Here is a 26,125-nt window from a genome sequence, read left to right on the forward strand (position 1 = left end):
TGCTAAAACTAGCGTCCCGGATGCGCCTAGTTCGGCGCAAGTCCGGCCTCGCGTATAATCGCTGCGTTCTCTTCGAATTCCTTTTTCTGGAAGCTCGCAAAGCCCTCCGGACTGGCGGAGCCCCGGAGCTCTAAACCCTCCTTGCCGAGTGCCTGTTGCAGCGACTTGTCCCCTATCACCGATTGGATCGCCGCGTGCAGCTTTGTCACGACGGCTACAGGGGTTTTCGCGGGTGCGAAGAGGCCAAACCATCCAACCGAATCCAATCCCTTGAGGCCAAGTTCGTTGGCTGCCGGAATATCCGGCATGACGGAGGAGCGCTCCGCGCTCGTTGCGCACAGCGCTACAAGTGCACCTGAGTTGACATGCGGCAGGATCGTAGGCGGCGTTCCGATGATCATCGGAATGTTGCCACCCAGAACGGCGGTAACGGTCTCAGCGCCGCCCTTGAAGGGAATATTGACAAGCTTGATCCCGGCGATTTTGGAGATCTGGACGGCCGGTATCTGGAAGCCGACGTTGGAAGTACCGTAGAACACGCCATCACGCTCGCCTTTTGCTTTCGCCAGGAATTCTGCCCAGTTCTTCACGCCATACCCGGCTGATACGGCCACCAGACTCGAATTCGTTGTAACCTGGGAAATCGGCGCAAGCGCCGTCAGTGGATCATACGATAATTTCAGCATCGTCGGCGCGATCACCTGGGAGACGTTCGCGCCGAGAAAAAGCGTATGTCCGTCCGGTTCGGCGCGCAGGGCCTGCACGGCCGCCAGTGTCGAAGATGCGCCAGGAACGTTCTCGATCAGGTGCTTGGCACCCAATACCGCATCGAGGCGATGCGCAAATTGGCGCATCGTCAAATCGGCTGAGCCGCCCGGAGGGAATCCGACAAGAAAACGGATGATTTTCGTTGGGTATTGCTGCGCGCGCGAGGCGGTGGGCAATGCGGCGGCGGCAGCGGTTGAAATCGAGTATTGCAGGAAGCGGCGTCGGTTCATTTTCTTTCCTCCAGTCGTCCCGGCGGCCGTACTTCGTTTTTTCCCGGTATCCAGGCCGCGCCGCCGCTTTTTTCAAGGCATAGCATAGGCTACCGGCTCCCTGCTATTCTCCGGCCATGACATCGCGCGAGTCCGCCGTTTCCGAAATCACGCCCGAGGTGCTGCTGCGCGCCTATGCCTGCGGGATATTCCCGATGGCCGAAAGCGCCGATGACCCCACCCTGTTCTGGGTCGAGCCGGAAATGCGCGGGGTGATCCCGCTCGAAGGCTTTCGCATCGCCTCGCGGCTTGCGCGCACCGTGCGTTCGGACGCCTTCACCGTCACCGTCGACACCGCCTTCAAGGCGGTCATTGCCGGCTGCGCGGCGCCGCAGGCCGGGCGCGACGACACCTGGATCAACAAGCGGATCCGCGATCTCTATGTCGGACTGCACCAGATCGGGCACTGCCACAGCGTCGAGGTCTGGCAGAACGACGATCTGGTCGGCGGCCTATATGGCGTCAGCCTCGGCCGCGCCTTCTTCGGCGAGAGCATGTTCCACACCGTCAGAGACGCCTCTAAGGTGGCGCTGGTCCATCTGGTGGCGCGGTTGATCGCGGGAGGGTTTGAGCTGCTCGACACCCAATACGTCACGGAGCATTTGAAGAGCTTTGGCGCGGTCGAAATTTCCAGGCGCCGCTACCGCGCGATGCTCGACAGGGCGATCGCGGGCGAGCCCGCGGACTTTTTGAAGTTGCCCTCCGATGGGCCGGTCGGCGGCGCCGACGCGCTGGCGATCATCGCGGCGCGCGGCTGAAGACCTGTCCTCATTGGGATTGTGACATCAGTCACAGCCCCTCCCCGCGACCTCTCTTATCCCTGTTTGCACGGCTGGTGGGAATGCTCCGCCTCCGACAACGACAGGGATCGCTCAGATGAGCAACGCGCTGCAAGCGGCACTGGCGGCCGAGCCCGTCGAAAACTCCGCCGCGGACGGCGGCGCCGAACTGGCCGTTACCAGCGCGCCGCCCCCGCTCAGCTTCATCATGCCGGCCCGGTTGCCGCCGCCGCTGCCCAAGCGCCCGGCGCAGAACGTCATCGCGCGGCACTGGCGCGGCGAACTCTCGCTGCCGCGCTCATACTGGATCAATTATGTGGTGCTGGGCACCAGCTTCGGGCTTGCGTCCAGCGTTCTGGGCGCTGCGATCAACCCACGCGTCGGCGAACAGCCGGTGCGCTGGCTGATCTCGCACGGCCTGACCTGGACCGCGATCATCCTGTTCACCATCTGGGGCGCGATCGGCGTCTGGCGCGCGGCGACCGCCTACCGACGCGCAGGAAAGCGCTTCTGGGGCACCGCCGCCAAGGCGACCATGGCGCTCGGCGCTCTCCACCTCGTTTACAGTGTCTACTACGTCGCGATTCCGCAGGGCCTCGGCATCTACGAGATCGCGGCTGGCGATGCGCGCCTCGCGTCACACCAGTTCAAGGTGCTGAACAATGGCGCCATGCTGGATTTCTCCGGAGGTATCTCGTTCGGCACGGCGAAGGAGTTCGAGACCATTCTGAAGGCGATGGACAATGTGCGCACCGTGCGGCTGAACTCGAACGGCGGGCGCGTCGCGGAGGCGCAGAAGATCTCCGACCTGATCAAGGCGCGAGGCCTGTCGACCTACGTTACCCATCAATGCGCTTCCGCCTGCACCATCATGTTCCTCGGCGGCAAGCAGCGTTATCTGCACGCGAACGCACGGCTCGGCTTCCACCAGCCTTACTTCCGCGGCATGACCGCGAACGAACAGCGCATCTCGATTGCCCGCGAGCAGGCGCGCCTTGAGAAGTTCGGCCTCAGCGCCGCCTTCGCCGAACGCGCCAACAGCGCAGGTCCCTCGGGCATGTGGTTTCCCGAACAGAGCGAATTGCTGCGCGAGCGCGTGGTGACGTCGATCTTCAACCCGCAGCCGCCGAAGCCGGTGGCCGCCGCGGCGCCGGCGCCATCCGCTCCCGCTTCACGTAGCGTGCCCGTGCTGCCGAAGACGCAGGCGGCCTATCAGGGCGCGCTGCAATGAGCGAATTGCGGCGCCTGCCCGATCCCGGCTGAGAAGATTCGCCTTGGCGTATGTCTGCTGGCATCGACGAGAACCGATGCGCCGAGGACGCCGCCTAATTCCCGAACAATCCACCGAACAGCCCACCGGGCCGTTGTTGCTGCGGCGGCGGTGGCGGCGGTTGCTGCTGGAACTGCGGCTGCGGCGGCAGCCCCGACGGCGGCGGACGCGGCGCGGCCTGCTTCGGCGCCGGCGGGCGCTTGGCGGCGGGCGGCGGCGGAGCCGGCTTCGGCAGTTCAGGCTGCGCGCTGACGATGGTCTGGTCGGGGACTTTGCAGTCGGTCAGCCAGATATCGTAGACCGGGTGCTCGACGCCGTGCAGCCCCGGGCTCGCGGCGTACATCCAGCCCGAGAAGATCCGCTTCACCTCGCCCTGCAGCGTAATCTCGTCGACCTCGACAAAGGCGTCGGTATTGGCGGCTTCCGTGGACGGGCGCGTGTAGCAGGCCGACGTCTTCACGCGCAGCGCGCCGAACTGCACCGTCTCGCCGATGTCCTCGTCGAAATTGATGATCCGGCCGGTGATCTTGTCGAGGCCGGAGAAGCTGGCCTTCTTGTTGGTAACCTTCGATGCAGGCGGCTCGGACACCACCTCATCCCCCGGCTGCAGGCTGGCGGAGGCCGGCGGGACGGGTCCCTTGGGCTGGCGCTGCCCTGGTGGCAGGCCCGGCTGCGCATTGGCCGCGGGCGGCACGGCGCCCGGCGCACCTGGCTGCGGCGGCGTTACCGCGATCCCCGGCTGGGTATTCTGTGGAACGACGGTGGTGCCGGGCGGCGGCGCCAGGGGCTGGGTCTGCACGCTTCCGGGCGGAGGTACGCCCTGCCCCGGAGCGGGGCGGTTTGGCGTCGGCAGCAGCCGGCCGCGCGGCAATTCGGGCACTTCCTCGTCGTCGTCGAGTTGCTGCTGTTGCTGCTGCTGGTTGCCACGCGGGATCGCGCCTGGCGGCCGCAGCGGCGGATCGGAAAAAATATTGCCGATCTGCGCGCGCGCGGGTGGCGCAAGCGAGATTGTCGAGGCGGCCACCAGGGCCGCAATACCAGTCAGGGCAATGGTTCGAAACATCTCGCGGCTTTAAAGGGCGAATCGGGCTCGCGACATAGTACAATCTTATCCGCCGCTCGCGTGCCTACCGGTTAACACGCTGAATACGGCGGGGAAAGGGCGGTTACCCCCGTCCCGGGGACGGGCTTCGCCCGCTCCGGGGCCACTGGTCAGCCCCTGCCACAAATGAAATAGTCGGTTTCGATCAGCTTTCGCGCGGGTTGCCGTCGCGAAAACCATGAAAATCCGGGACAACCGGACGAGCCAGAGGAAATCCCAGACATGACCGATCGAATTCGCCTGGACGGCCGGGTCGCCGTCGTCACCGGTGCGGCCGGGGTCATCGGAACCGCCACCATCAAGCTATTGGCCGAGCGCGGGGCGCGCATTGTCGCCGTCGACCGCAAGGAGGCCGACCTCAAGGCGGCCATCAAGGACCTGCCGGCCTCCGCCGAGGCGCTCGCGATCGCCGCCGACGTCACCCAGGAGGACGAGGTCGCCGACTATGTCCGCGCCAGCGTCGACAAATTCGGCACCATCGACGCCTTCTACAACAACGCCGGCATCGAGGGCGACATCAAGCCGATCCCGCAATATTCGCTGGAGAGTTTTCGAAAAGTGCTCGACGTCAACGTGGTCGGCGTTTTCCTCGGCATGAAGCATGTGCTGCCGGTGATGCTCAAACAGAACAAGGGCAGCATCATCAACACCGCCTCGATCGCCGGCCTGATGGGATCGCCCTACATCGCCGTCTACAGCGCCAGCAAGCATGCGGTGATCGGGCTCACCAAGACCGCGGCCTGGGAATGCACGGGCACCGGCGTCCGCGTCAATTGCGTCTGCCCGGGCCTGATCGACAGCCGGATGCTGTCGACGATCTATCAGGGGCGCAACGGCGGCAATGCCCCGATGCCGATCGAAAAGATGGTCGACCGGATTCCGGCGCGGCGGCTCGGACATGCTTCCGAAGTCGCCTCCGTCGTGGCGTTCCTGGCGTCGGATGAAGCCAGCTACGTCACCGGCTCTTCCTACACCGTCGACGGCGGCCGCACCGCCGCCTAGCATTCGTCATTCGCGAAGCGAGTGAACTATGATGTGCAATTGCACATCTGAGAATCTCGAGATTCCGGGTTCGATGCTTCGCATCGCCCCGGAATGAAAACACAAAACACCAGAGGTTTCCGCTCTCATGCCCGTCGTTCTCGATCCCGATGCCGCCGCCGTCTACAGGGCCTTCCAGGAAGCCGGACGCCCGCCCTATGAGTCGGGAACACCGACCCAGGCCCGTGCGATGTATCTGGCCGGTCGGCCCGTCTCCAATCCAGAACCGCCGGAACTGGAATCCGCAAAACCGCTCTCAATCCCCGCCCCGCATGGCGCGATCCCGGCCCGCATCTACACGCCGAAGACGCTGCGAAAGACCGGCGGCCCTGCGCCCTGCCTGGTGTTTTATCACGGCGGCGGCTGGGTGATCGGCGATCTCGATTCCCACGACGTGGTCTGCCGCAAGCTCGCGCATGAAGGCGAGTTGATCGTGATTTCGATCGACTACCGCCTCGCCCCCGAACACAAATTCCCCGCCGCCGTCGACGACGCCGTCACGGCTGTGAAATGGGTCGCGGCCAATGCGAAAGACCTCGGCATCGACGCGGCGCGCGTCACGGTCGGCGGCGACTCGGCCGGCGGCAATCTCGCAGCCGTCGTTGCGCTCGCGGCGCGTGACGGCGATGGGCCAAAGCTCGCCGGCCAGGTGCTGATCTATCCCGCGACGGATTTTGCGATGAAGCATCCCTCGCACAGCGAGCCCGAGACCAGCATTCTGCTGACGCATTCCGTCATCAAATGGTTCTGCAACCACTACCTCAGCGGCCCCGCCGACATTGACAATTGGCAGGCTTCACCGGCGCGCGCGAAAACGCTGGCCGGATTGCCGCCGGCCTATCTGCTGACCGCCGGCGGCGATCCGCTGCGCGACGAAGGCGACGAATACGCCGCACGGTTGAAGGAAGCGGGTGTGCCCGTGACCTACAAGCACTTTCCCGGCCAGTTCCACGGCTTCTTCACCATGGGCAAGCTGCTGCAGCAGGCCAACGTCGCGGCAACCGATATCGCGCTCTGGCTGAAAGCGCTGAATTGACAAATTCGCCCGCGCGAAGGAATTGACGGCAACCATGCTCCTGTTCGGAATACCCGTCGACTTCATCCTGTTCGCGCTCACGCTGCTCGGCGTCGCGCTGTTTCATCGCCACACCCTGCCCGTCGCGTTGACGGGGCTTGCGGCCATCATCCTCTACAAGCTGACCTTCACCGGCTTCAAATACGGCGCCGGCCTTGGTGGCCTCGGCCACCACATGGCGCATGAATGGGTGACGCTGGCCAATCTGTTCCTGCTGCTGATGGGATTTGCGCTGCTGTCGCGGCATTTCGAGGAGAGCCGGATTCCCCAGGAGATGCCGGCGCTGCTGCCGGACGACTGGAAGGGCGGCGTCATCCTCCTGGTGCTGGTGTTCGTGCTGTCCAGCTTCCTCGACAATATCGCTGCCGCATTGATCGGCGGCACCGTGGCGCGCAGTGTTTTCCAGGGCAAGGTCCATATCGGCTATCTCGCGGCCATCGTCGCGGCCTCGAATGCGGGAGGCGCCGGCAGCGTCGTCGGCGACACCACCACGACGATGATGTGGATTGCCGGGGTCAGCCCCCTCGCCGTCGTCGAGGCCTATATTGCCGCCATCGCCGCGATGCTGATCTTCGCCGTGCCCGCGTCGCTGCAGCAGCAGCGCTATTCGCCGATCGTCAAGAATCCGCCGAGCGGCCTGAAGGTCGACACGATCAGGGTGCTGATCGTCGCCGCCATTCTCATTGCGGCGCTGGCCGCCAACATCACCGCCAATCTGAAATTCCCGGCTCTGCTCGACATCCTTCCGGTGCTCGGCATCGCGGTCTGGGTGGTGATCCTTTCAACCGCGGCGTTGCGCAAGCCGGACTGGTCGGTGATGCCCGAAACCTTCAAGGGCACCATCTTCCTGCTGGCGCTGGTGACGGCGGCATCGATGATGCCGGTCGAGAAACTCCCCGCCGCCTCGTGGCCGACGACGCTCGGACTCGGCTTCGTCTCCGCGGTGTTCGACAATATTCCGCTGACCGCGCTCGCGCTGAAACAGGGCGGTTATGATTGGGGCTATCTCGCCTACGCCGTCGGCTTCGGAGGATCGATGATGTGGTTCGGCTCGTCCGCAGGCGTCGCCCTGGCGAACATGTACCCGGAGGCAAAATCTGTCGGGCGATGGATCACCCAGGGCTGGCCGATCGCGGTCGCCTATGTCGTTGGATTTTTCGTCATGCTTGCCGTGCTCGGCTGGCATCCCGACGCGCCGCATTAGCGGAGAGCGCAAGAACCGGCTGCCACGCCGCATCGCGCGCTATCCCTCGGGAATCGGGTGTCGGCGGAGTCTTCAATCTGCGAGACAACACTGCAACCGCGAACCCGCGCCTGTCGGTGAAGGCCTCGCTGTTGCAATGGAGTATCCAATGAATTCGGAAAACCAGGCGAAGCGAAATCCATTCGGCGTCATGGACGTCCCCGATCCCAACGACGCTGACGTGGCGCAGTTCGCCGGCAGCGCGACACTGGAAGGATCCGCGGATGATGTGAACGCGGCGAGCTGGGGCACGGCTGACGGCACCAGCCGGTCCGGCACAATCGAAGGCCGTTGGTCGAGCCGCTGGAACGGCGGCGCCGATCCCACCATCGCCTGCGATTCCGCCAACAAATGGAAACAGGGGCAAGGCGAAGCGAGAATGGTAGCAGATCGCGTCTATCTCTATTTCGACTGGGATTCCGGCGCACGCAAAGGATTGATCGATGCCAAGCGCCAAGGCCCGCAGCGGCTGGTCGGAAAGTACATCAACCTCACCAGCCCGACGATCACTCGTCCCTGGATCGGCAGAATCGTGGACGACAGGCGGATCGACGGCCGCTTTCCGGAGGGACGCCTGGATTTCCGCAGATAGGGGCGTCTATTCCGCTCGCGCCGTGTGACGCCGCTGACGTGGCAGGCGCCGCCGGGTCACCCCGACGGAGCCAAATCCAATCTGCAAAGGTCAGTTTGACTTAGCGACCACCGCCGCCACCACCGCCACCGCCACCGCCACCGCCACCGCCACCAGCATTCAACATGGCGTCGTTGTAGCGGGGATCGTTGTATTTCATGTAGGCCGGGCTGCTGTCACGGCGACCGGCAGTCGGTCGCGCACGATTCTGCTCCTGGGGAGTGTAGGTGACTCCACAACCCCACTGCCCCGGCGCGCAATGCGTATCCAGGAAAATGAACGCGTTGGCGCTGGTCGTTCCCATCGCACCCATTGCCAGGAACGCAACGGAAGCGGCCGCGAAGAGTCTCGATTTCACCGACATCTGAATCTCCATTGTCCGGTTTTTGCGAAACCGTCATGGCCCGCATACCCTTTCGACGGCACGAGGTGCAGGGCGGTTCAGTGCGAGGCTTTCAAAAATTTCTGCCCGCCGGGATGAACCTGACGTCCGGTACCGCGACGCGCCCTTGTCGGGAGAGCGACAAGATCACCCCGCGCGTGCCGCACGCCGCAGCGATTGCGGCGGCTGGCCGAAGGCGCGGATGAAGGCGCGGCGCATCCGCTCCGGATCGCGAAAGCCGGTGGTCTCGGCAACGCGTTCAATCGCCTCGCTGGACGACTGCACGCGCTGCCGCGCCACCTCGATCCGCAACCGCTCGACCGCCTTTGAGGGCGTGGTGCCGGTCTCGGCAATGAAAGCGCGGGTGAAATGCCGCGAACTCATGCCGGCCTGCTCGGCCATGTCCTCCACCGTGAGCGGCGCATCGAGATGTTCGCGCGCCCAGGCCAGCAACGGTCCGAACCGTCCGGTCGGCGACTTCAATTCCAGCAGCGACGAGAATTGCGACTGGCCGCCGCTGCGGCGGTGGTACAGCACGAGCTGCTTTGCGGTTCGCTGCGCGATCTCGTCACCGTAATCCTCGACGACCATCGCGAGCGCCAGATCGATGCCCGCTGATATCCCCGCAGAGGTCCAGACATTGCCGTCGCGTGTGTAGATCCGATCGGCTTCCAGCTTCACTTTCGGATAGGCCGACACGAAGTGCCGCGTGCGCTGCCAATGCGTGGTGGCGCGGCGTCCGTCGAGCAGGCCGGCCTCCGCCAGAACGTAAGCGCCGGAGCAAACGCTGGCGACGCGGACGCCGCGCCTGGCCAACGCACGCACGAAAGCCAGCGTCTTTGGACAGATCGCCGCCGTTCGCACGCCCTCGCCGCCCGCCACGATCAAGGTCGTGATCGCGTTGGAAGGTTTGAAGCCACGCGCCAGCATCTCGACGCCGGAGGTGCTGCGCACCGGACCCGGCGTCGCCGCCAAAGTCCTGATCGCAGGCGCCGCACCTGCGAAGCGCGCGGCGATTTCGAACACCGAAATCGGCCCCGCGGCATCGAGCAACTGAAAGTCCGGAAAGATCAGCACACCGATCATTTGAGGTTATGTCCTTAAATGAGGGAAATATGGCATTTCTGACAACAAGCCACCATGTCAGGATGCACGGGTCAAGTGAAATCAGGGAGGTCCTCATGTCGGCGCCGCTTCAGATCGGTCTCGTGTTGTTTCCAAAGGTGACCCAGCTCGATTTCACAGGGCCGCTGCAGGTGTTCTCCAGCGTGCCGGGCGCACAGGTGCATCTGATCTGGAAGCGCACCGAGCCTGTGCCCAGCGACTCCGTCCTGACGATCACGCCGACGGTGACCTTTGCGGATTGCCCGCAGCTCGACGTCATCTGCGTGCCCGGCGGTTTCGGCACCGACGACATGGTCAATGACGAGGAGATGCTGGCATTCCTGCGCAAGCAGGCCGAGGGCGCCAAATACATCACCTCGGTCTGCACGGGATCGTTGGTGCTGGGTGCGGCCGGCCTGCTGAAGGGATATCGCGCGGCGACGCACTGGACCGCGATGGATTTTCTCTCCGCGTTCGGTGCGACGCCGACCAGGACCCGCGTCTGCGTCGACCGCAACCGCGTCACCGGCGGCGGCGTCACCGCAGGGATCGATTTCGCGCTGACGCTGGTGTCGCTGCTGGTCGACCGGCGGACCGCGGAAGCGATCCAGCTCCGGCTCGAATATAACCCGGCGCCGCCGTTCAACTCAGGCTCGCCCGACACCGCGCCGCCGGAAATCCTCGCGCTGATGAAGGAGCGGATGGCGACGGCGCAGCTCCGCCGCGGCGAAATGATCGGCCGCGCCGCCGCAAGGATGACGTAACGGACGGCCGGAAAAATGATGCTCATCGGGGTTAATCGCTCGCCATTCACCCGCCGCGTGGCCATCACGCTCAGGGCTTACGGGATACCGTACGAGCAGCTGCCAATCTCCGGCTTCAATGATCGCGCCGAGGTGCGAGCCTCCAATCCACTCGGTCGCATCCCGGCGCTGGTGCTCGATGATGGCGACGTGCTGGTCGATAGCAGTGCTATCGTCGACCATCTCGATGAGACCTTCGGTCGCGACCGCGCATTAACGCCCGCTGCGGGATCCGACCGACGGGCCGTCCTGAAGGTTGCGGCGATCATGATGGGCGCGTGCGACAAGGGACTTCAAGCCGCTTACGAGCGCAACCACCATCCTCCCGAGAAGCAACATCAACCTTGGTTCGACGATTGCGTGGCACAGATGACGAATGCACTGGCAGCGGTCGATGTCATGATCGTACCAGACACGCCTTATTTGCTGCTCGGTCGTTTGACCCAAGCGGACGTGACGGCATTTGTAGCCGAACGGCTCGCGCGTGGCGTGGGAATCGATACGGACAAGGCAATGCCGCGCCTGCGCGCCTTGACCAGGAAGCTCGCGGACGAGTCACCTTTTCGAACGACCGAGCCCTGACGCCGCGGCCTCATCGCCTGCCAGCAGCCTCATTGAGCGGAAAGCTAGCTTCATCAGTCATGCAAAAAGAAAAAGGCCGCCTGGTTGCCCAGACGGCCTTTCCTTTCCTACGGCGGCGCCACATTGACGGGCGATTTCAGAACCTCTGCACCGGGGGCCTATCTCCCAGCCGTATCCTGATCGGGTGCCGCTGCTCATCGGGACAGTCGCGAACTGGAGCCCGAACCGTACGCGATGGTTTCCCATCTCCGTAAGATGGGTTCATTGAACGGCGAACGGGGAAAGTGCGCAAGCACGCAGCAGCCGGTGTCCCCGCTGTTCCCGTTATTCACAGGCGAACGACGCATCCACGCTCACGACGCGTGCCATGCCGCATGGTCGTCCGCGCTCAACATAACGGTGGATCAGCTGTCTATCAGCTTCCCGGCGTCCAGGGCTGGTAGTCGCCGGTCGCCTTCGGACGGCGGCCGCTCGCCAGCGTCGAGCCGGATGGACGGTAGGCAGCCGATGTGCCGGTCAGGTTCGGCTGGTGCGGCTTTTCCCACTCGCGCGGGGTGTACGTCTCTTCGGTCGGGGCGACATCGACGGTGTGATGCAGCCAGCCGTGCCATGACGGCGGCACCCTCGTCGCTTCGGCATAGCCGTTGTAGACCACCCAGCGCCGCTGGAAGCCGAGCGTCGGATCGATCTTGCCGCCCTTGGTGCGATAATAGGTGTTGCCCTGCTCGTCCTGGCCGACCAGTTCGCCGAAGCGCCACGTCCACAACTGGGTGCCGAAGGTCTGGCCGTTCCACCAGGTGAATATTTTGAGCAGAAACAGCTTCATGAGGGCTCGGCCGGTTCGAGAAGGCTGAGCCGGTGATGCCATCGGCGCGCCCGATTGTCCAGACGCGATCGCCAATTACGGCAGACCCCGCCGGACCTTGGCCAGATCGTGGCGTGTCCGTCTTTGCGCCCGTTTTTGGCGTCCAATTGTCGCGGAATCAGAACGATCCGTTCATTTGGCATACAGTTCCTGCCTGACAGGTTCAGCGCTGCGCACGATCCGTGCGCTGGCTCGGGAACGCCTTTCTCCTGAAATGGTTAGGTCCGTATCCCGGAGATGGAGCCGACAATGATCAGTTTGAAAGTTTTATGTTCTGCCGCAGCGATCGCGGCACTCGTTGCACCGACCGTGCTGCCCAACCCAAGCTTCGCGCAAGCCCCGCCTAGCGCCGGGGGTGGCGGCGGAGGCGGTGGTGGCGGCCGCGGCGGTGGCGGCGGAGCCGCAATCGGTGGTGGTGGTGGCGGCGGAGCGGCTATCGGTGGCGGCGGCGGTGGTTTCCGCGGTGGCGGCGGCGGAGCGGTGATTGGTGGCGGTGGCGGCGGCTTCCGCGGCGGTGGCGGTGCGCCCCCACCGATGGCAGGCGGCATTCGTGGCGGCGGTGGCGGCGGCGTCATCGGCGGCGGTGTGGCCCCCGGCCCGAGGTTTAGCGGCGGTGGCGGCGTCTATCAAGGCGGCGGCTATCGCCATCATCATCGCCATCGCCACGGCGGTTTCTACCCCGGTTTCGCAGCCGGCGCCGTTATCGGCAGCGGGCTTGGCTACTACGGCAGCAGCTACGGCTACTACAACGATCCCTACTACTACGGCGACGAATATGCCGATGACGGCGTGGTGGCGGTGGTCCCCGGCGGCGACACGGTTGCTTCCTGCAGGGCGAAATATCGCTCCTACGATGTCCGGTCGCAAACCTATCTCGGCTATGACGGGCAGCGGCATCCCTGCCCGTAACGCGAGCCCAGTTAACCTGAATTGGGAGAGCGGCGCATTCCGATGCGCCGCTCTTTTCATGCGCGTAGCGCCACCGCGACGCCGCCGAGCGTGATCACCAGGGCTGCGACCTCGCGCAGGCCCAACGGCTCATTCAGCATGGCCGCCGCCGCCACCACGCCGACCACCGGTACCAGCAGGGTGCCGATCGACGCGGTCGCCGCCGGCAGCCGCTCCAGCGCTGCGAACCAGCAGACGTAGCACAGGCAAAACTGGATCAGCGTGATGTAGACCATCGAGGCCCAGCCGATCCCGGAGAGCGCCGCCAGTTGCGGCTGTTCGACGGCGAGCCCGATGATCGCGATCGGCAGGCAGCCGAGGCCGATCTGCCAGGCGGCCAGTGGCAGCGGCGGCATCGCAAGCGGAAAATGCTTGGTCAGAACGGTGCCGAGCCCGACGCAAACGGCGCCCGCCAGGGCACACAGGATTCCCGGCAGCTTCTCGACGCTGGCGTCGAAGCCATTGCCGCCGATCAGCACCGCAATGCCGGCCAGCGCGACCGTCAAGGAAAGGGCACGCAGCAGCGACAGCCGTTCGCCGAGGATCGGCCACGCCAGAAACGCCACCCAGACCGGGATCGAGATGCCGAGCACCGCAGCCTCGCTGGCACTCAGCCACAGCAATGCGAGCCCCATGAACGCAACCCAGCCGCCGAGCGACAACGCGGAAACCAGCAACAGCCGCAGCCACATTCCCCTGGGAACGCGGAGCGTCTCCTGCCGCGCCAGCGCGATCAACGCGAGGGCTGCAGCGCCGACGATGCCGCACAGGCCGCGCGACGACAGCGGCGGCCATTCGGTCAGCAGATGTTTCATGATCGGGAAGTTGAGGCCCCAGCCCACCGAGGCGATCGACAGGACGATGAGGCCGAGCGGTGACATTCGCGGACCACCCGCTGGGCGATGTATGGACACGGCGGGTTAGATCCGGAACCGGGGACGCATTTGTTCTAGTTCTGACACAGACTACCGAATTCGCCTCTAGGCAAATCTTATATGCACTCTATCATACAGACGACTAGTCAACGTTCCGACTTAATCCTCGTCAGGGGTTTTGCGAGTCGCCGACTGCAGCCTGAGCAAAAGGAATCCTCGTGCCGCGCGTTCTCGTGGTCGATGACGACCCGATGGTTTGCGTTGCCATCGAAGTTTGTCTGCACAGCCAGGGTTTCGAGGTCACCATTGCCGATGGTGGTGAGGCCGGGATGCAGGCGCTCGAAGCGTCCGATTTCGACGTGATGCTGATCGACGTCTTCATGCCGCACATGCACGGGTTTGAATCAATTCGGACGTTCCACGAGCGCCGGCCCGAGGTTCCGATCATTGCGATGTCGGGCTACGCCTTCGCCAATACCGACCGGGCGCCCGATTTGCTGCGGTTGACCATCGAACTCGGCGCGGCATGCTGCCTGCGCAAGCCGTTCACGCCCAACGCGCTGTTGACCAGCGTCCGCGAATGCCTCACGAAACCGGTACAGTCTGCGCGCCTCTCGAAAAGATGAAAATAAAAGCGTCAATGCTCTCGCAGCGTATCATCCTTGGAATCGGCCTCGCGATCCTCATCCTTATCGGTGCTGCCTCCATTGGTCTCGACCTGAAGTCGCGGGCCGATACGGCTGCCGTCGACCATGCCCTGGAAGTGCTGAAGAGGATCTCGGACATCCGGCCGCTGTTGCGCCGCGCCGAAAGTGCTGCACGCGGCTTTGCGCTCACCGGCAACCCGGACTTCGTGAAGGAATATAACGAGTCCAGTGACGCAATCCTGCCGGCCTTCGATGACCTGATCAAGACCATCGAGGGCAATCCCGGCCAAACCCAGCTGCTCGAGGAAGCCAAGGCCCAGGTGGCTCGCCAGATTGTGACGGGTGGCGAGTTGATCAGGCTCAAGAATGCGGGCGACCAGACGAGAATCGCCGCATTGCTGGCCAATGACGAGGACCGCAAGGCGACGGAGACGATCGGCGAAAATCTGGCAAAGACCGTCGCCGAAGAGCGAAGGCGTCTCACGCTCCGGCGTACCCAGTCCGAAGCCAACGGCGGCTTCCTGCTGGCGGTTGACCTGGCTTGCGTGCTGCTGATCCTGATCCTTGCGACCGTCCTCACGCGCTCGACCGGCAGGTCACGTCGTGAGTTGCAAGACTCCCTCACTGCAACCAAGGCCACCAACGAGGCGCTGGAGGCCGCGGTCGCGGAACGCACCGGGCACCTGGTCACGGCCCACGAGGAACTCCGGCATTCGACCGAAGTGATGCAGAGCACCTTTCACAGCATGGCCGAGGCGGTGCTTGTCATCGACACCAAGGGCCGCGTGCTGCTCTCCAACCCGGCTGCGGAAAAGATGCTGCGCTACCGTCCGGGCATGACCGTGGAACTGCTGCGGCAGCTGAGCACCGTCTTTCGTGCCGACGGCGTCACGCCGCTGCCCACCCGGGAGATGCCGGCGGCGCGTGCGTTGCGCGGCGAGGAGTTCGACGCCACCGAAATCGTGGTGCGGCCCAAGAGCGGCAACGCGCCGGTTCACCTCGTCATCAGCGGCCGGCCGCTGCGCGACGCATCGCGCGCCATCAGCGGCGCGGCTTTGCTCTATCATGACATCACCGCGACGCGCGAAATCGAGCGCAAGCTGCAGCAATCGCAAAAACTCGACGCCATCGGCAAACTGACCGGCGGCGTCGCCCACGATTTCAACAACATGCTGACCGTCATCACCGGCACCACCGAAAGGCTGGTCGGCGCACTCGAGGACCAGCCGGCGCTGCGGAAAACCGCCGAGCTGATCGACGTGGCAGCGGAACGCTGCATCGAGCTGATCCAGCATCTTTTGGCGTTCGCGCGCCGGCAACCGCTTCAGCCGCGCAATATCGACGTCAACGGCACCGTCCTCGACATCGCCAAGCTGCTGCGCCCTACCCTCGGCGAACACATCGAGATCGACTCGATCCTCGAGCCGGAGGTTGCGGCCGCGCATATCGATCCCTCGCAGCTGGCGAACTCGCTGCTCAACATGGCGATCAATGCCCGCGATGCGATGCCCGAAGGCGGCAAGCTGTTGCTGGAGACCCGCAACGTCGTGCTCGACGAGGCCTATGCGCAGGCCAATCCCGACGTGCTGCCCGGCCCGTACGTAATGCTGGCGGTCAGCGACAGCGGCACCGGCATGTCCAAGGAGATCCAGGACAAGGTGTTCGAGCCGTTCTTCACCACCAAGGAAGTCGGCAAGGGTACCGGCCTCGGCATGAGCATGGTCTACGGCTTCGTCAAGCAGTCCGGCGGCCACATCCGGATCTACAGCGAGGAAGGCCACGGCACCACGATCAAGCTTTATCTGCCGCCCGCCCGCAGCCAGGCGCCGGCGGCCGTGGTTGCGGCCGCGCCACTGGTCGGCGGCGCCGAAACCATCCTGGTGGTGGAGGACGATGATCTGGTGCGCAACTTCGTCACCACGCAGTTGCAGACCCTCGGCTACCAGACCCTCGATACATCGGACGGCCCTTCGGCGCTGCAGGCCGTGAAAAACGGATTGCCGTTCGACCTTTTGTTCACCGACGTGATCCTGCCCAACGGCATGTCCGGCAGGCAGCTCGCCGACGAAGTCGTCAAACACCGGCCCGGTATAAGAGTGCTGTATACCTCTGGATATACCGACAACGCGATCGTGCACCAGGGGCGGCTCGACCCCGGCGTCTTGCTGCTGAGCAAACCCTATCGCAAGTCGCAGCTGGCAAAAATGATCCGCCAGGCGCTGGACTAGAGGCCTTATCGGTTCAGAGTGAAGCAGAACCGCGCGGACTCATTAGCGCGTAGCCCGGAACGAATCCTACCACCTGGCGCTTGAATCCTGGTTCTGTTGTACGTGGCAACCATGAACTGAGAGGCGAAAATGTTCCTGATGGGACTTGGCGCGCTGCTCGTTCTCGGCGGAATGCTGTACATGGCACGCACCGCTATTTGGCGGGGATCGCTCAGCGGCCCGGACTCCTCCCGGCCGGTTCGCGGCACTCTGGAGCCGCCACGGCGCAGCCTCCGATTCCTGGGGCTGGGAACGAACTGTCCGGGCATTCTCCTTATGGTGATCGGTGCAATTCTGTTGGTGTCGGGGTCCGGTTTCTAGCCTCGCCACGGGTGCACTTGCAAACAATGAACAGCGCCGCGCCGCGGCATCAAAGTCGAACCAGTGAAGTGCGGATTGCAGTCCTTCAAATGACCCAAAGGCCCCGGAGCGATCCGGGGCCTTTTTGTTCGATCAGCGTTGGCTAGTGGGACTGAGCGGAGGGTACAGCATTCATCAACAACACACCAAAAAGAAGGACCAGATAGAGCATCGAAAACACGAACAGGCGACGAGCGGGCCGCCTTTCCTTGCCGTCGTCGCTCCGACGTAGTTGCCATGAGAGAAAAATCATGATCGCGCCAAGCATCGCTGCAGCCGCGCCATAGATGGCGCCCGCAAACCCCAGCGCCCAGGGTGTCAGCGAGATCGGAGCCAGAACAACGCTATAAAGAAGAATCTGGCGCTTTGTTTCGGCCTTGCCGGCTACGACCGGCAACATCGGCACCCCGGCTCTGGCATATTCTCCGGCAAGATTGAGCGACAATGCCCAGAAGTGGGGTGGCGTCCACAGGAAGATGATCAGGAACAGGATGAGCGGTTCGAGCCCGACACTTCCCGTGGCCGCAACCCAGCCGATCACCGGAGGGAGTGCACCAGCCGCACCGCCAATGACGATATTCTGCGGTGTTCGGCGTTTGAGCCACATCGTGTAGACGACGACATAGAAGAAAATTGTGAAAGCCAGCAGCGCAGCCGCGGCCATGTTCAGCAAAGTGCCGAGGGCCAGGATGGCGCACATTCCAAGCGTCAATCCGAAAACCAATGCTTCCGGGCGCGATACACGGCCGCTGGGAATCGGACGCATGGCGGTACGCGCCATCACCGCATCGATGTCGGCGTCGTACCACATATTGAGCGCACCTGCGGCGCCAGCCCCGGCGGCTATGCAAAGAAGAGCAACGGCACCGGCGAAGGGATCGATGTCGCCTGGCGCGACCATAAGACCAACCAGTGCGGTAAAGACGACCAGCGACATAACGCGCGGTTTCGTCAGCGCGACATAGTCCCCGATGCTGGCGTAGCTCCCGCGAAGGAGAATCGAACGATTGATCTGCATGAGATTAATGCCTCCTCTTGCCGGCGACATGGCGACGTCTGCGTCGTAAAAACCGATGCGATCGTCCTGAAAGATCCCTTTGCAAAACCAGCTCTGAAAAATTCACGAGCATACCGTTGTGCCGTCTAGCCCAGCGATTTGATGATTTCCCGATAGGCCGTTTCGGGAAACGCTTTCAGCGTGCGCGTCCGGATGTTTCCCTGCAGGCCCAGCTGCAGGCTGAAACGCGCCGCCACGGCGTCATCAGGAGCTTCGTAGATCGCGACGATGTCAAAGTCGCCCATGGTAAGGAAAAAGAATTTGAACTCGCCGCTCATATCCTTGAGCGCTTTCTTTGCTGCGTCCAGACGGCTGGGCGAGTCCTTCACCTTCAGAATGCCTTGCTCGGTCCAGTTTGCAAGCATGACATATGTGGTCATGGCCATCCTCCATTTGGCACGAGGCAACGGCGCCTACGTCGCAGGCGCGAAGAACGAGACCCGGATGAGGTGCGTATAGTCGGATTCGAACACCATGATCGCCACGAACACCAACACCAGCACCGGCGGCAGCAGGATGGCATAGCTCAACGCCAGCCGCTCCCAGGCCATGTGCATGAAGACGGCGACGATCAAGCCGGCCTTCAACACCATGAACAGCAGGATCAGCGACCATCTGAGATAGCCCTGGAAGTGAAAGTAGTCGACGAGATAGGAGCAGGCGCTGAGGACGAACAGCCATCCCCAGACCACGAGATAGAGCTTGATCGGGTGCTGCTGGCCCTTTGCGTGCGTGGCTCCTGATGCGGGCACGTCATGCACATGCGCGTGCAGCGAAGGTTGCTGGGCTTCCAGATGTACCGCCACGTTTGTCATGCGCCGACCTCACCAAAGATAAAAGAAGGCAAAGATGAACACCCACACCAGATCGACGAAGTGCCAGTAGAGGCCCATGATTTCGACGATCTCGTAGTGTCCCTTTCTGCTCGTGAAGAAGCCGCGCCTTTCGACGTCGAAGTCTCCCCGCCAGACCTTTCGCGCGATGGCGATCAGGAAAATCACACCGAACGTCACGTGAGTGCCGTGGAAGCCGGTGATCATGAAGAAGCTCGAGCCGAACTGCGCCGCGCCCCAGGGGTTTTCCCAGGGCCGTACGCCCTCCATGATCAGCTTGGTCCATTCGAAGGCCTGCATTCCGACGAACGTTGCGCCAAGTGCCGCTGTGACCAGCATCAAGACGGCGGTTTTGACGCGATCGCGGCGGTAACCGAAATTGACGGCCATCGCCATGGTACCGCTGCTGGAGATCAGGACGAAGGTCATGATGGCGATCAGGATGAGCGGGATATGGTGCCCCGCGATCTCGAGAGCGAACACCTCGCTCGGATTCGGCCACGGCACCGTCGTGGACATTCGCGCGGTCATGTAGGACAGCAAAAAACAGCTGAAGATAAAGGTGTCGCTCAGGAGGAAGATCCACATCATGGCCTTCCCCCAAGAGACATTCTTGAACGCGCGCTGATCCGAGGACCAGTCGTCGGCAATGCCCCGCAAGCCGGCGGTCTGCGCGGGCGATTCTCCAGGGTTTGTCAGCACAGTTTCTGCCATCTAGTCTCTCCTAGGTGAGCAACCGGCGACAGATGTCGACGAAATCGTCCGTCCAGCCCGTCAGCAGACCAAGCAAGACCAGCCACACCAACAGCAGGAAGTGCCAGTAGATCGTGCAGAGCTCCACGCTCAGGCGCACCTGGGCCATCTCGGCGCCGCGCCACACCCTGGCAGTCGCTCTGCCGAGCGCCACCAGACCGCCCATCAGGTGCAGCCCGTGCGCCGCGGTCATCATGTAGAAGAAGGAATTGGCTGGATTGGACGCGACGAAATAACCCGCTGCGCGCAGCTGTTGCCACGCCAGCAGTTGCCCAATCAGGAATGTAACCGCGGACGCGCCGCCTGCGCAGAGGCCGACGATCACACCGTCCATATTGTTCCGGTGCGCGGCGACGTGTGCCCATTGCAACGCAATACTGCTCAGGACCAGGACGCCCGTGTTGAACCACAGCAGCGAAGGCACGGGCATCGTGCGCCAGTCCGCCATGTTCATGCGCATCGAGTAAGCGCTGATGAAGAGTGCGAACAGCGAGCCGGCGACAGCGAGAAACACGCCCAGTCCGATCTTGGCTGCCGGCAAGGTCACTGCACCCGTGCCCGGGAAATCATCGATCGAACCTTCTTCCAGCCAGGGTTTGGCTGTCAGCCGTTGCTGCGAGAGCCACCATCCGACGATGACCGTTATCACCGCCATGAACAGGATGATGGCGCTCACGGAGCAGCTCCCTGCAGGGCCGGCGTCGCCCGCGGCTGGTTCTGCGGAATGAAGTCCTCCGCAGCACCGGGCACGCTGTAGTCATACGCCCATCGGTAGACCACCGGGAGCTCCTTGCCCCAGTTGCCGTGGCCGGGCGGGGTTTCCGGCGTCTGCCACTCCAATGTTGTCGCCCGCCATGGATTGCCGCCCGACGGCCTGCCCTTGAACAGGCTCCAGACAAGATTGAACAGGAACACCATCTGGGCGAAGCCCACGATCAACGCCATGACGGTGATGAAGGCATTCAACGTATGGGTCGATGCCGGGATAAACGACGTATCGCCGATGTCGTGATACCGGCGCGGAACGCCGAGCAGTCCAATGTAATGCATGGGGAAGAAGATCAGATAGGCGCCAAGGAACGTCACCCAGAAATGAAACTTGCCCATCCAGTCATCGAGCATCCGCCCGGTGACCTTGGGGTACCAATGATAGATCGCGCCCAGCACGACCATGATCGGCGCCACGCCCATCACCATGTGGAAATGCGCGACGACGAACATGGTATCCGAAAGCGGAACGTCCACGACGACGTTGCCGAGGAAGAGGCCCGTGAGCCCGCCGTTCACGAACGTGATGATGAAGCCGAGGGCGAACAGCATCGGAACGGTGAGATGAATGTCGCCGCGCCACAGGGTCAGCACCCAGTTGTAGACCTTGATGGCGGTCGGGATGGCGATGATGAGCGTCGTGGTGGCGAAGAAGAACCCGAATTTCGGGTGCATGCCGCTCACATACATGTGGTGCGCCCATACGACGAAGCTGAGAGCGCCGATTCCCACGATCGCCCAAACCATCATGCGATAGCCGAAGATGTTCTTTCGCGCGTGGGTGCTGATCAGATCGGAAACGATGCCGAAGGCCGGCAAGGCGACGATGTAGACTTCCGGATGACCGAAGAACCAGAAAAGGTGCTGGAACAGGATCGGGCTGCCCCCGCCATACTTCATCTGCTGGCCCATCTCGACGAGTGCGGGCATGAAGAAGCTGGTTCCCAGCAGACGGTCGAACAGCATCATGACCGAGGCGACGAACAGCGCCGGGAAGGCCAGCAGCGCCATCACGGTGGCGGTGAAAATGCCCCACACCGTCAACGGCATCCGCATCAACGTCATGCCGCGTGTACGCGCCTGCAGCACCGTCACCACATAATTCAGCCCGCCCATGGTGAAGCCGATGATGAACAGGATCAGCGAGACCAGCATGAGAACGATGCCCCAATCCTGCCCGGGGGTGCCGGAGAGAACCGCCTGCGGTGGGTAGAGCGTCCAGCCGGCGCCGGTGGGCCCGCCAGGCACGAAGAAGGTCGACGCCAACACCAGGACTGCGAGCAGGTAGATCCAGTAGCTCAGCATGTTCACATAGGGGAAAACCATGTCCCGGGCGCCGACCATCAGCGGGATGAGGTAGTTGCCGAAACCGCCCAGGAACAATGCCGTGAGCAGATAGATCACCATGATCATGCCGTGCATGGTGATGAACTGGAGGTACTGGCTTGCATCGATAAAGGAAAACGTGCCGGGAAATCCCAGCTGCAGTCGCATCAGCCACGACAGTACCAGGGCTACCAGCCCGATTGCGGACGCCGTCAGCGAGTACTGGATGGCGATGACTTTGGCGTCCTGCGAAAAGACGTACTGCGTCCACCAGCTTCTGGGGTGATAAAGCTCAACCTCCGGCACTTCGGCAGGCGGCGCGTCTGCGCGTGCGTCATATGGGACGTCGACCATAGAAAACCCTCCTTGGTCGTTTCCATCGGGGGCGATGAGTTCACGCGCCCGATCAATCTTCGCGGCGGCGCTTTGTTAGTTGCCGCCGGATTTGTACGTCGCCTTCGTCACGGCCTTTCGGCCTGACAGTTCTGCAAACGTCTTCTGCGTCTCCAGCCAGGCGTGATATTCGCTCACCTCCTGGACGATGACCTTGGCCCGCATCTGCGCGTGCGCCACGCCGCATAGCTCGGCGCAGAGCACATCAAACGTTCCGGTACGGATCGGGGTCATCCAGAAATAGGTGACCATGCCAGGAACCATATCCATCTTGGCCCGGAATTCGGGCACATAGAAATTGTGCAGGACATCGAGGGAGCGGAGCAAAACCTTGACCGGCTTCCCGATCGGAAGGTGCAAGTCGCCGCTTTCGATCACGACGTCGTCTTGTCCATTCGGATCGTCGCGATTCAAGCCCATCGGGTTTTCGGGACTGATGTTGCGGACATTGGTTGTGCCCATCCGGCCATCCTTCCCCGGCAGGCGGAAGCTCCATTGCCACTGCTGGCCCATGACCTCGATCTCGGTGGCGTCAGCCGGAACCGTGACGAACTGATGCCAGACGACGAGGCCCGGCGCCAACATGGCTCCGACGCCGACCGCAGTCCCGATGGTGAGCCACCATTCGAGCTTCTTGTTTTCGGGATTGTAGGCTGCCCGCCTTCCCTCCTTGTGATGAAAGCGGAAGACGCAATAGGCCATGAACGCGATGACCGCGAAGAACACCGCTCCGGTGATCCAGAAGGTGATGCTGATGGTGTGGTCGATGTAGCTCCAGTTGGTGGCGATCGGCGTCCACCACCACGGGCTGTAGATGTGAAACAGCACCGAGCCGACTGCGACCAGAAGCAGTATGAGTGCGACAACCATCCTTCAGCCCTCCTTGCCATTCAAGGCAACGGAGACGGGATTAAAGGGCGCAGCTCACACTATCTCGATGGCCGACTTCACATGCGCCATCGCAGTGTGTCTTGCCTCGCCCATATGACCGGTCGCGACATCCAAACGTGGCACGGAGCACACGTTACGACCGCTAACCATCAGATCCGGGGCGTCAGAAATTAAGATGATACCTGTCCAGCCGCGCGTCAATAGATCAATAGAGGACTACCTCGTCGGAGTGCGCCAAACGGCTGCCGCAGCCAAGCGCGCGTCAGCCGGCACAATCGTTTGCACGCAACGCACCAAATGACTGCCAACGTGCACACTTCACCGAACCGTGAGCGCTGCCTAACCGCAATCGCGTTAATCTGGCTCTGCAGGTCGCGACAAGTTTCGTCCGGCTAAGCTCCTCTTCGTTGAACTCGGGTTTACCGTACTCGGCTCGATCGCGTTTCTCGCACTTTGCGGCGGACACGCGTGGCTGGAAACCGCGTCGTTTCAGCGCCGCGACTTTCAGCACGGGAGGTGCGTCGATGGCCACTCTGTATTCCGACAACATCGCAAGAGTTGGACGGCACGTATTCGGGGACGCCGCCTCATATCCGATCCGAAAAATCGGACTATCCGACCTGCACGAGGCGCTGCGCCTGGGCTGGGAAGACTTCAAGGCAATGCCAAGCCACGCGGTCGTCGTGTGCGTGATCTATCCCGTTCTCGGTCTTGCCCTGTTCAGGATGGTGCTTGGCTATTCGGTGCTGCCTCTGCTGTTTCCGCTGGCAGCCGGGTTTGCCTTGCTTGGACCTTTTGCCGCGATTGGCCTGTACGAGCTCAGCCGCCGCCGCGAGCGCGGCGAGGAAGTCGACGTATCGAAAGCGCTTCACGTGCTGCGCGCGCCGGCTTTCGGCGCCATGATCGAACTCGGCATACTCCTGCTCGTCCTGTTCGGAGCCTGGATCGGCGTCGCTAACGCCATCTACGTTTCGATCTTCGGCCACGCGCCGGCCGCGAGCATCCCTGACTTCGCAACGCGCGTGCTGACGACGGCGGAAGGATGGTCGCTCATCATCGTCGGGTGCGGCGTCGGTTTTGTGTTCGCGGTCGTGGCCCTGTGCGTCAGCGTCGTATCGTTTCCGTTGATGCTCGACCGGCATGCGACGGCGATAGACGCGATCCGGACCTCGATCTGGGCGGTGATGAAAAATCCGGTTGCGATGGCCGCGTGGGGTCTGATCGTCGCGGCGCTGCTGGTGATCGGTTCGCTGCCGCTGTTCGTTGGACTAGCCGTCGTTCTGCCGTTGCTCGGTCACGCCACCTGGCATCTGTACCGGAAAGTGGTGGAGCCGGATCCCAATCCTCCACAGGAGGAAGAACCTCACCTGCGCAAAGGACACCGCTACGCCGCGGATTTCCCGGCCAATCTCTTCCCGTGGAGCCGCGAGAAGTGAGAGACAAGTGATACGAGGCTGCTAAGCCGTTACGACCGCGTCGCCAGCACCACGCCCGCCAGCGTGAACAGCAGCGCCACGACCTGGACCGGGCCCAGCGGCTCGCCAAGGGCTGCCGCCGAGGCCACCACGCCGATGACCGGCACCGCCATGGTGCCGATCGCGGCGACCGAGGCCGGCAGCCGCGACAGCGCGGCGAACCAGCTCACATAGGCGATGCAGAACTGGATCACGGTGGAATAGATCAGCAGCCACCAGCCGATCTGGCTGACCTTGCCCAGATCCGTGGTCTCGATGGCGAGGCCGACGATGGCGACCGGAAAACAGCCGAGCCCGATCTGCCAGGCGGCGGCCGGGATCGGCGGCATGTCGAGCGGCAGTTTCTTGGCCAGCACCGTGCCGAGCGCAAACCCCATCGAGCCGGCCAGCGCCATCACGATCCCCGGCAGTTTGGCGGCGGAGGCCGTTACCCCATTGCCGCCCATGATGGCAGCCAAGCCTGCGAACGCCATCACCAGCGAGACCGTGCGCAATAAAGTGGGCCGCTCGCCCAGCACCGGCCAGGCCAACAGCGAAGCCCAGACCGGCATCGTATAGGCGATCAGCGCGGTTTCGCTGGCCGGCAGCCACAGCAGCGCCAGCCCCATCAGCACCATCCACCCCGTGACATTGAGCAGTGCAGCCAGCATCAGCCGCGGCCACAGCGCCCGGTCGACCCGCAGAGTCTGCCCCCGCAGCAGCGCCAGCGCCGCCAGCAGCAAGGCCCCGATCACCCCCGTGACGCCGCGCAGGGTCAGCGGCGGCAGTTCGCCGAGCAGGAATTTTGTGACCGGCCAGTTAAAGCCCCACCCCACCGAGGTGATGGCGAGGAACATAAGGCCGGCGGGTGCGATACGCGCACGCGCAGCTGGTGGCACAGGCTCTGTCATGAACGACCGGCAAGGACCGAAAAAGAATCGGAGAAAAGGGAATCGGCTCAAGAATCAGCCGGAGGGAATCGGCGGCGACTTTGGCCCTTATCGGGGCTAGCTACCATCGGCTCGCCGGCATGCCAGGGTGGAGTTCTCCGTAGCCTTACGTGAGTCTCCAAAGCGCAATCCCGGAAGGCCCGGAAGAGGCGAATAAATACTTGTCCTGTGAACAGCCGGGAGAAGCCTCCACTCCACAGGCCGGCAACTTTTTTTTCCTTGTCGAATCTGTGAGGACTCACTGATACTTGGGCCGATCACAGGCGCGAGATCACCCCCTGTTATCCCCCTCTTTCCACCATATTTAGTATTTGATTCAGGAACTCGTACTAGTCCTTGACGGGCGTAACGGACTTGGCCTAGCTTTCTTCCTGTTCGGCGCGAGTGTGTTTTGGGTCCCCGCCGGTCATCCCAAAAGGGTTCCGAAACGACCACTCCGCCCGTCAGTTAAGGCTGCGGGTGAGGACTTTTTGCCCTCAAAAAAGGGGGTAGTTCGGGGCGCGAAAACGGGGCCGCAAGGCCCGAAAAAAGAGGGCCGGAACAGGCCCAAAGTGACGCGGCAAGTGAAGCGTTGGGGCGTTGATTGCATGACCTGGAAGGCCCGGATCGGGAGCCAGGAAATGCCAGAGAGACAGACCGGGTTCACCGGTTGAGCTGCGGATCAAGGGATCAGGGTTGCCAGGGCTATT

26 protein-coding genes are annotated in these 26,125 nt (G+C 63.0%); 12 read left to right on the forward strand and 14 right to left on the reverse strand.

Annotated elements, in window-relative coordinates; genetic code table 11:
• Window positions 1–26: 26 nt before the first annotated feature.
• On the reverse strand, window positions 27–998 hold the full coding sequence (locus JQ600_RS20895; protein ID WP_212261985.1) for a tripartite tricarboxylate transporter substrate binding protein: 972 nt from the start codon (window positions 996–998) through the stop codon (window positions 27–29).
• Window positions 999–1,114: 116 nt separating this feature from the next.
• Between JQ600_RS20895 and aat the strand changes: the two genes are divergently transcribed.
• Complete coding sequence (gene aat / locus JQ600_RS20900; RefSeq protein WP_212261988.1) at window positions 1,115–1,795, forward strand: leucyl/phenylalanyl-tRNA--protein transferase; 681 nt, start codon at window positions 1,115–1,117, stop codon at window positions 1,793–1,795.
• A gap of 118 nt (window positions 1,796–1,913) precedes the next feature.
• Window positions 1,914–3,047 carry an ATP-dependent Clp protease proteolytic subunit gene (locus tag JQ600_RS20905; RefSeq protein WP_212389688.1) on the forward strand — a complete coding sequence of 378 codons (1,134 nt, stop codon included), beginning with the start codon at window positions 1,914–1,916 and terminating at the stop codon, window positions 3,045–3,047.
• Between the two features lie 94 nt (window positions 3,048–3,141).
• Here JQ600_RS20905 and JQ600_RS20910 read toward each other — a convergent pair whose 3' ends face one another.
• Window positions 3,142–4,149 carry a DUF2155 domain-containing protein gene (locus tag JQ600_RS20910; RefSeq protein WP_212261994.1) on the reverse strand — a complete coding sequence of 336 codons (1,008 nt, stop codon included), beginning with the start codon at window positions 4,147–4,149 and terminating at the stop codon, window positions 3,142–3,144.
• Window positions 4,150–4,410: 261 nt separating this feature from the next.
• Here JQ600_RS20910 and JQ600_RS20915 point away from each other — a divergent pair, with 261 nt between their 5' ends.
• The 4 genes from JQ600_RS20915 to JQ600_RS20930 all read left to right on the forward strand — a co-directional run bounded on the left by JQ600_RS20915 (window position 4,411) and on the right by JQ600_RS20930 (window position 8,139).
• The gene (locus JQ600_RS20915) at window positions 4,411–5,190 is read left to right on the forward strand and encodes an SDR family NAD(P)-dependent oxidoreductase (RefSeq protein ID WP_212389687.1); all 780 of its coding nucleotides are present in this window, start codon (window positions 4,411–4,413) and stop codon (window positions 5,188–5,190) included.
• 127 nt (window positions 5,191–5,317) lie between these two features.
• Window positions 5,318–6,265, forward strand: a complete 948-nt coding sequence (locus JQ600_RS20920; protein WP_212389686.1) for an alpha/beta hydrolase — start codon at window positions 5,318–5,320, stop codon at window positions 6,263–6,265.
• 34 nt (window positions 6,266–6,299) lie between these two features.
• On the forward strand, window positions 6,300–7,508 hold the full coding sequence (locus tag JQ600_RS20925) for a citrate transporter (protein WP_312011027.1): 1,209 nt from the start codon (window positions 6,300–6,302) through the stop codon (window positions 7,506–7,508).
• Window positions 7,509–7,656: 148 nt separating this feature from the next.
• Window positions 7,657–8,139 (forward strand): hypothetical protein, encoded by a 483-nt coding sequence (locus JQ600_RS20930; RefSeq protein WP_212389685.1) that lies wholly within the window; start codon window positions 7,657–7,659, stop codon window positions 8,137–8,139.
• Window positions 8,140–8,239: 100 nt separating this feature from the next.
• Here JQ600_RS20930 and JQ600_RS20935 read toward each other — a convergent pair whose 3' ends face one another.
• Together JQ600_RS20935 and JQ600_RS20940 are read right to left on the reverse strand one after the other, a co-directional pair.
• A complete protein-coding gene (locus JQ600_RS20935; RefSeq protein ID WP_212490075.1) occupies window positions 8,240–8,542 on the reverse strand; it encodes a hypothetical protein in 303 nt (100 codons plus the stop codon).
• Between the two features lie 165 nt (window positions 8,543–8,707).
• Window positions 8,708–9,646: a GlxA family transcriptional regulator gene (locus tag JQ600_RS20940; RefSeq protein WP_212389683.1), complete on the reverse strand. Its 939-nt coding sequence runs from the start codon at window positions 9,644–9,646 to the stop codon at window positions 8,708–8,710.
• Between the two features lie 95 nt (window positions 9,647–9,741).
• Between JQ600_RS20940 and JQ600_RS20945 the strand changes: the two genes are divergently transcribed.
• Complete coding sequence (locus tag JQ600_RS20945) at window positions 9,742–10,428, forward strand: DJ-1/PfpI family protein (RefSeq protein ID WP_212389682.1); 687 nt, start codon at window positions 9,742–9,744, stop codon at window positions 10,426–10,428.
• 18 nt (window positions 10,429–10,446) lie between these two features.
• Window positions 10,447–11,049, forward strand: a complete 603-nt coding sequence (locus JQ600_RS20950) for a glutathione S-transferase family protein (RefSeq protein ID WP_212389681.1) — start codon at window positions 10,447–10,449, stop codon at window positions 11,047–11,049.
• A 415-nt stretch (window positions 11,050–11,464) separates the two neighbouring features.
• On the opposite strand, the gene JQ600_RS20955 is transcribed toward JQ600_RS20950, so the two are convergent.
• Window positions 11,465–11,875 carry an NADH:ubiquinone oxidoreductase subunit NDUFA12 gene (locus tag JQ600_RS20955; protein WP_212206654.1) on the reverse strand — a complete coding sequence of 137 codons (411 nt, stop codon included), beginning with the start codon at window positions 11,873–11,875 and terminating at the stop codon, window positions 11,465–11,467.
• Between the two features lie 288 nt (window positions 11,876–12,163).
• Between JQ600_RS20955 and JQ600_RS20960 the strand changes: the two genes are divergently transcribed.
• The gene (locus tag JQ600_RS20960; RefSeq protein ID WP_212490076.1) at window positions 12,164–12,823 is read left to right on the forward strand and encodes a BA14K family protein; all 660 of its coding nucleotides are present in this window, start codon (window positions 12,164–12,166) and stop codon (window positions 12,821–12,823) included.
• A 56-nt stretch (window positions 12,824–12,879) separates the two neighbouring features.
• Here JQ600_RS20960 and JQ600_RS20965 read toward each other — a convergent pair whose 3' ends face one another.
• Window positions 12,880–13,743, reverse strand: a complete 864-nt coding sequence (locus JQ600_RS20965) for a DMT family transporter (protein WP_212389679.1) — start codon at window positions 13,741–13,743, stop codon at window positions 12,880–12,882.
• Window positions 13,744–13,955: 212 nt separating this feature from the next.
• Here JQ600_RS20965 and JQ600_RS20970 point away from each other — a divergent pair, with 212 nt between their 5' ends.
• Both JQ600_RS20970 and JQ600_RS20975 read left to right on the forward strand, forming a co-directional pair.
• Window positions 13,956–14,363 carry a response regulator gene (locus JQ600_RS20970; protein WP_212262025.1) on the forward strand — a complete coding sequence of 136 codons (408 nt, stop codon included), beginning with the start codon at window positions 13,956–13,958 and terminating at the stop codon, window positions 14,361–14,363.
• 14 nt (window positions 14,364–14,377) lie between these two features.
• Window positions 14,378–16,612, forward strand: a complete 2,235-nt coding sequence (locus JQ600_RS20975; RefSeq protein ID WP_212490077.1) for a CHASE3 domain-containing protein — start codon at window positions 14,378–14,380, stop codon at window positions 16,610–16,612.
• Window positions 16,613–17,114: 502 nt separating this feature from the next.
• On the opposite strand, the gene JQ600_RS20980 is transcribed toward JQ600_RS20975, so the two are convergent.
• From JQ600_RS20980 to JQ600_RS21010, 7 genes are all read right to left on the reverse strand, one after another.
• On the reverse strand, window positions 17,115–18,029 hold the full coding sequence (locus tag JQ600_RS20980; RefSeq protein ID WP_212389677.1) for a heme o synthase: 915 nt from the start codon (window positions 18,027–18,029) through the stop codon (window positions 17,115–17,117).
• 125 nt (window positions 18,030–18,154) lie between these two features.
• Window positions 18,155–18,448, reverse strand: a complete 294-nt coding sequence (locus JQ600_RS20985) for a GYD domain-containing protein (RefSeq protein WP_212389676.1) — start codon at window positions 18,446–18,448, stop codon at window positions 18,155–18,157.
• Window positions 18,449–18,481: 33 nt separating this feature from the next.
• Complete coding sequence (locus JQ600_RS20990; protein WP_212490078.1) at window positions 18,482–18,883, reverse strand: cytochrome C oxidase subunit IV family protein; 402 nt, start codon at window positions 18,881–18,883, stop codon at window positions 18,482–18,484.
• Window positions 18,884–18,892: 9 nt separating this feature from the next.
• Window positions 18,893–19,615 (reverse strand): heme-copper oxidase subunit III family protein, encoded by a 723-nt coding sequence (locus JQ600_RS20995; RefSeq protein ID WP_212389674.1) that lies wholly within the window; start codon window positions 19,613–19,615, stop codon window positions 18,893–18,895.
• A gap of 10 nt (window positions 19,616–19,625) precedes the next feature.
• Window positions 19,626–20,330 (reverse strand): cytochrome c oxidase subunit 3, encoded by a 705-nt coding sequence (locus JQ600_RS21000; RefSeq protein ID WP_212389673.1) that lies wholly within the window; start codon window positions 20,328–20,330, stop codon window positions 19,626–19,628.
• Window positions 20,327–22,102: a cbb3-type cytochrome c oxidase subunit I gene (locus tag JQ600_RS21005; RefSeq protein WP_212389672.1), complete on the reverse strand. Its 1,776-nt coding sequence runs from the start codon at window positions 22,100–22,102 to the stop codon at window positions 20,327–20,329. The genes JQ600_RS21000 and JQ600_RS21005 overlap by 4 nt, the downstream gene beginning before the upstream one ends.
• A gap of 75 nt (window positions 22,103–22,177) precedes the next feature.
• Window positions 22,178–23,011: a cytochrome c oxidase subunit II gene (locus tag JQ600_RS21010; RefSeq protein ID WP_212389671.1), complete on the reverse strand. Its 834-nt coding sequence runs from the start codon at window positions 23,009–23,011 to the stop codon at window positions 22,178–22,180.
• A 545-nt stretch (window positions 23,012–23,556) separates the two neighbouring features.
• On the opposite strand from JQ600_RS21010, the gene JQ600_RS21015 reads away from it, so the two are divergent.
• Window positions 23,557–24,468, forward strand: coding sequence for a DUF2189 domain-containing protein (locus JQ600_RS21015; protein ID WP_212389670.1), 912 nt, complete (start codon window positions 23,557–23,559; stop codon window positions 24,466–24,468).
• Between the two features lie 29 nt (window positions 24,469–24,497).
• Here JQ600_RS21015 and JQ600_RS21020 read toward each other — a convergent pair whose 3' ends face one another.
• Entirely contained in the window at window positions 24,498–25,397 is a 900-nt protein-coding gene (locus tag JQ600_RS21020; RefSeq protein WP_212389669.1) for a DMT family transporter, read from the reverse strand.
• Between the last annotated feature and the right edge of the window lie 728 nt (window positions 25,398–26,125).

The sequence above is a fragment of the Bradyrhizobium sp. AUGA SZCCT0176 genome (genome assembly GCF_018130145.1).
Taxonomy (GTDB): Bacteria; Pseudomonadota; Alphaproteobacteria; order Rhizobiales; family Xanthobacteraceae; genus Bradyrhizobium.

Coding starts and splice junctions, on each gene's coding strand:
- JQ600_RS20935 (WP_212490075.1), bottom strand. CDS start 8,542: ATGTCGGTGAAATCGAGACTCTTCGCGGCCGCTTCCGTTGCGTTCCTG.
- JQ600_RS20925 (WP_312011027.1), top strand. CDS start 6,300: ATGCTCCTGTTCGGAATACCCGTCGACTTCATCCTGTTCGCGCTCACG.
- JQ600_RS21015 (WP_212389670.1), top strand. CDS start 23,557: ATGGCCACTCTGTATTCCGACAACATCGCAAGAGTTGGACGGCACGTA.
- JQ600_RS20930 (WP_212389685.1), top strand. CDS start 7,657: ATGAATTCGGAAAACCAGGCGAAGCGAAATCCATTCGGCGTCATGGAC.
- JQ600_RS20955 (WP_212206654.1), bottom strand. CDS start 11,875: ATGAAGCTGTTTCTGCTCAAAATATTCACCTGGTGGAACGGCCAGACC.
- JQ600_RS20980 (WP_212389677.1), bottom strand. CDS start 18,029: ATGCAGATCAATCGTTCGATTCTCCTTCGCGGGAGCTACGCCAGCATC.
- JQ600_RS20975 (WP_212490077.1), top strand. CDS start 14,378: ATGCTCTCGCAGCGTATCATCCTTGGAATCGGCCTCGCGATCCTCATC.
- JQ600_RS20990 (WP_212490078.1), bottom strand. CDS start 18,883: ATGACAAACGTGGCGGTACATCTGGAAGCCCAGCAACCTTCGCTGCAC.
- JQ600_RS20895 (WP_212261985.1), bottom strand. CDS start 998: ATGAACCGACGCCGCTTCCTGCAATACTCGATTTCAACCGCTGCCGCC.
- JQ600_RS20950 (WP_212389681.1), top strand. CDS start 10,447: ATGCTCATCGGGGTTAATCGCTCGCCATTCACCCGCCGCGTGGCCATC.
- JQ600_RS20905 (WP_212389688.1), top strand. CDS start 1,914: ATGAGCAACGCGCTGCAAGCGGCACTGGCGGCCGAGCCCGTCGAAAAC.
- JQ600_RS20945 (WP_212389682.1), top strand. CDS start 9,742: ATGTCGGCGCCGCTTCAGATCGGTCTCGTGTTGTTTCCAAAGGTGACC.
- JQ600_RS21020 (WP_212389669.1), bottom strand. CDS start 25,397: ATGACAGAGCCTGTGCCACCAGCTGCGCGTGCGCGTATCGCACCCGCC.
- JQ600_RS20995 (WP_212389674.1), bottom strand. CDS start 19,615: ATGGCAGAAACTGTGCTGACAAACCCTGGAGAATCGCCCGCGCAGACC.
- JQ600_RS20915 (WP_212389687.1), top strand. CDS start 4,411: ATGACCGATCGAATTCGCCTGGACGGCCGGGTCGCCGTCGTCACCGGT.
- JQ600_RS21005 (WP_212389672.1), bottom strand. CDS start 22,102: ATGGTCGACGTCCCATATGACGCACGCGCAGACGCGCCGCCTGCCGAA.
- JQ600_RS20920 (WP_212389686.1), top strand. CDS start 5,318: ATGCCCGTCGTTCTCGATCCCGATGCCGCCGCCGTCTACAGGGCCTTC.
- JQ600_RS20940 (WP_212389683.1), bottom strand. CDS start 9,646: ATGATCGGTGTGCTGATCTTTCCGGACTTTCAGTTGCTCGATGCCGCG.
- JQ600_RS20985 (WP_212389676.1), bottom strand. CDS start 18,448: ATGACCACATATGTCATGCTTGCAAACTGGACCGAGCAAGGCATTCTG.
- JQ600_RS20965 (WP_212389679.1), bottom strand. CDS start 13,743: ATGTCACCGCTCGGCCTCATCGTCCTGTCGATCGCCTCGGTGGGCTGG.
- aat (WP_212261988.1), top strand. CDS start 1,115: ATGACATCGCGCGAGTCCGCCGTTTCCGAAATCACGCCCGAGGTGCTG.
- JQ600_RS21010 (WP_212389671.1), bottom strand. CDS start 23,011: ATGGTTGTCGCACTCATACTGCTTCTGGTCGCAGTCGGCTCGGTGCTG.
- JQ600_RS20960 (WP_212490076.1), top strand. CDS start 12,164: ATGATCAGTTTGAAAGTTTTATGTTCTGCCGCAGCGATCGCGGCACTC.
- JQ600_RS20910 (WP_212261994.1), bottom strand. CDS start 4,149: ATGTTTCGAACCATTGCCCTGACTGGTATTGCGGCCCTGGTGGCCGCC.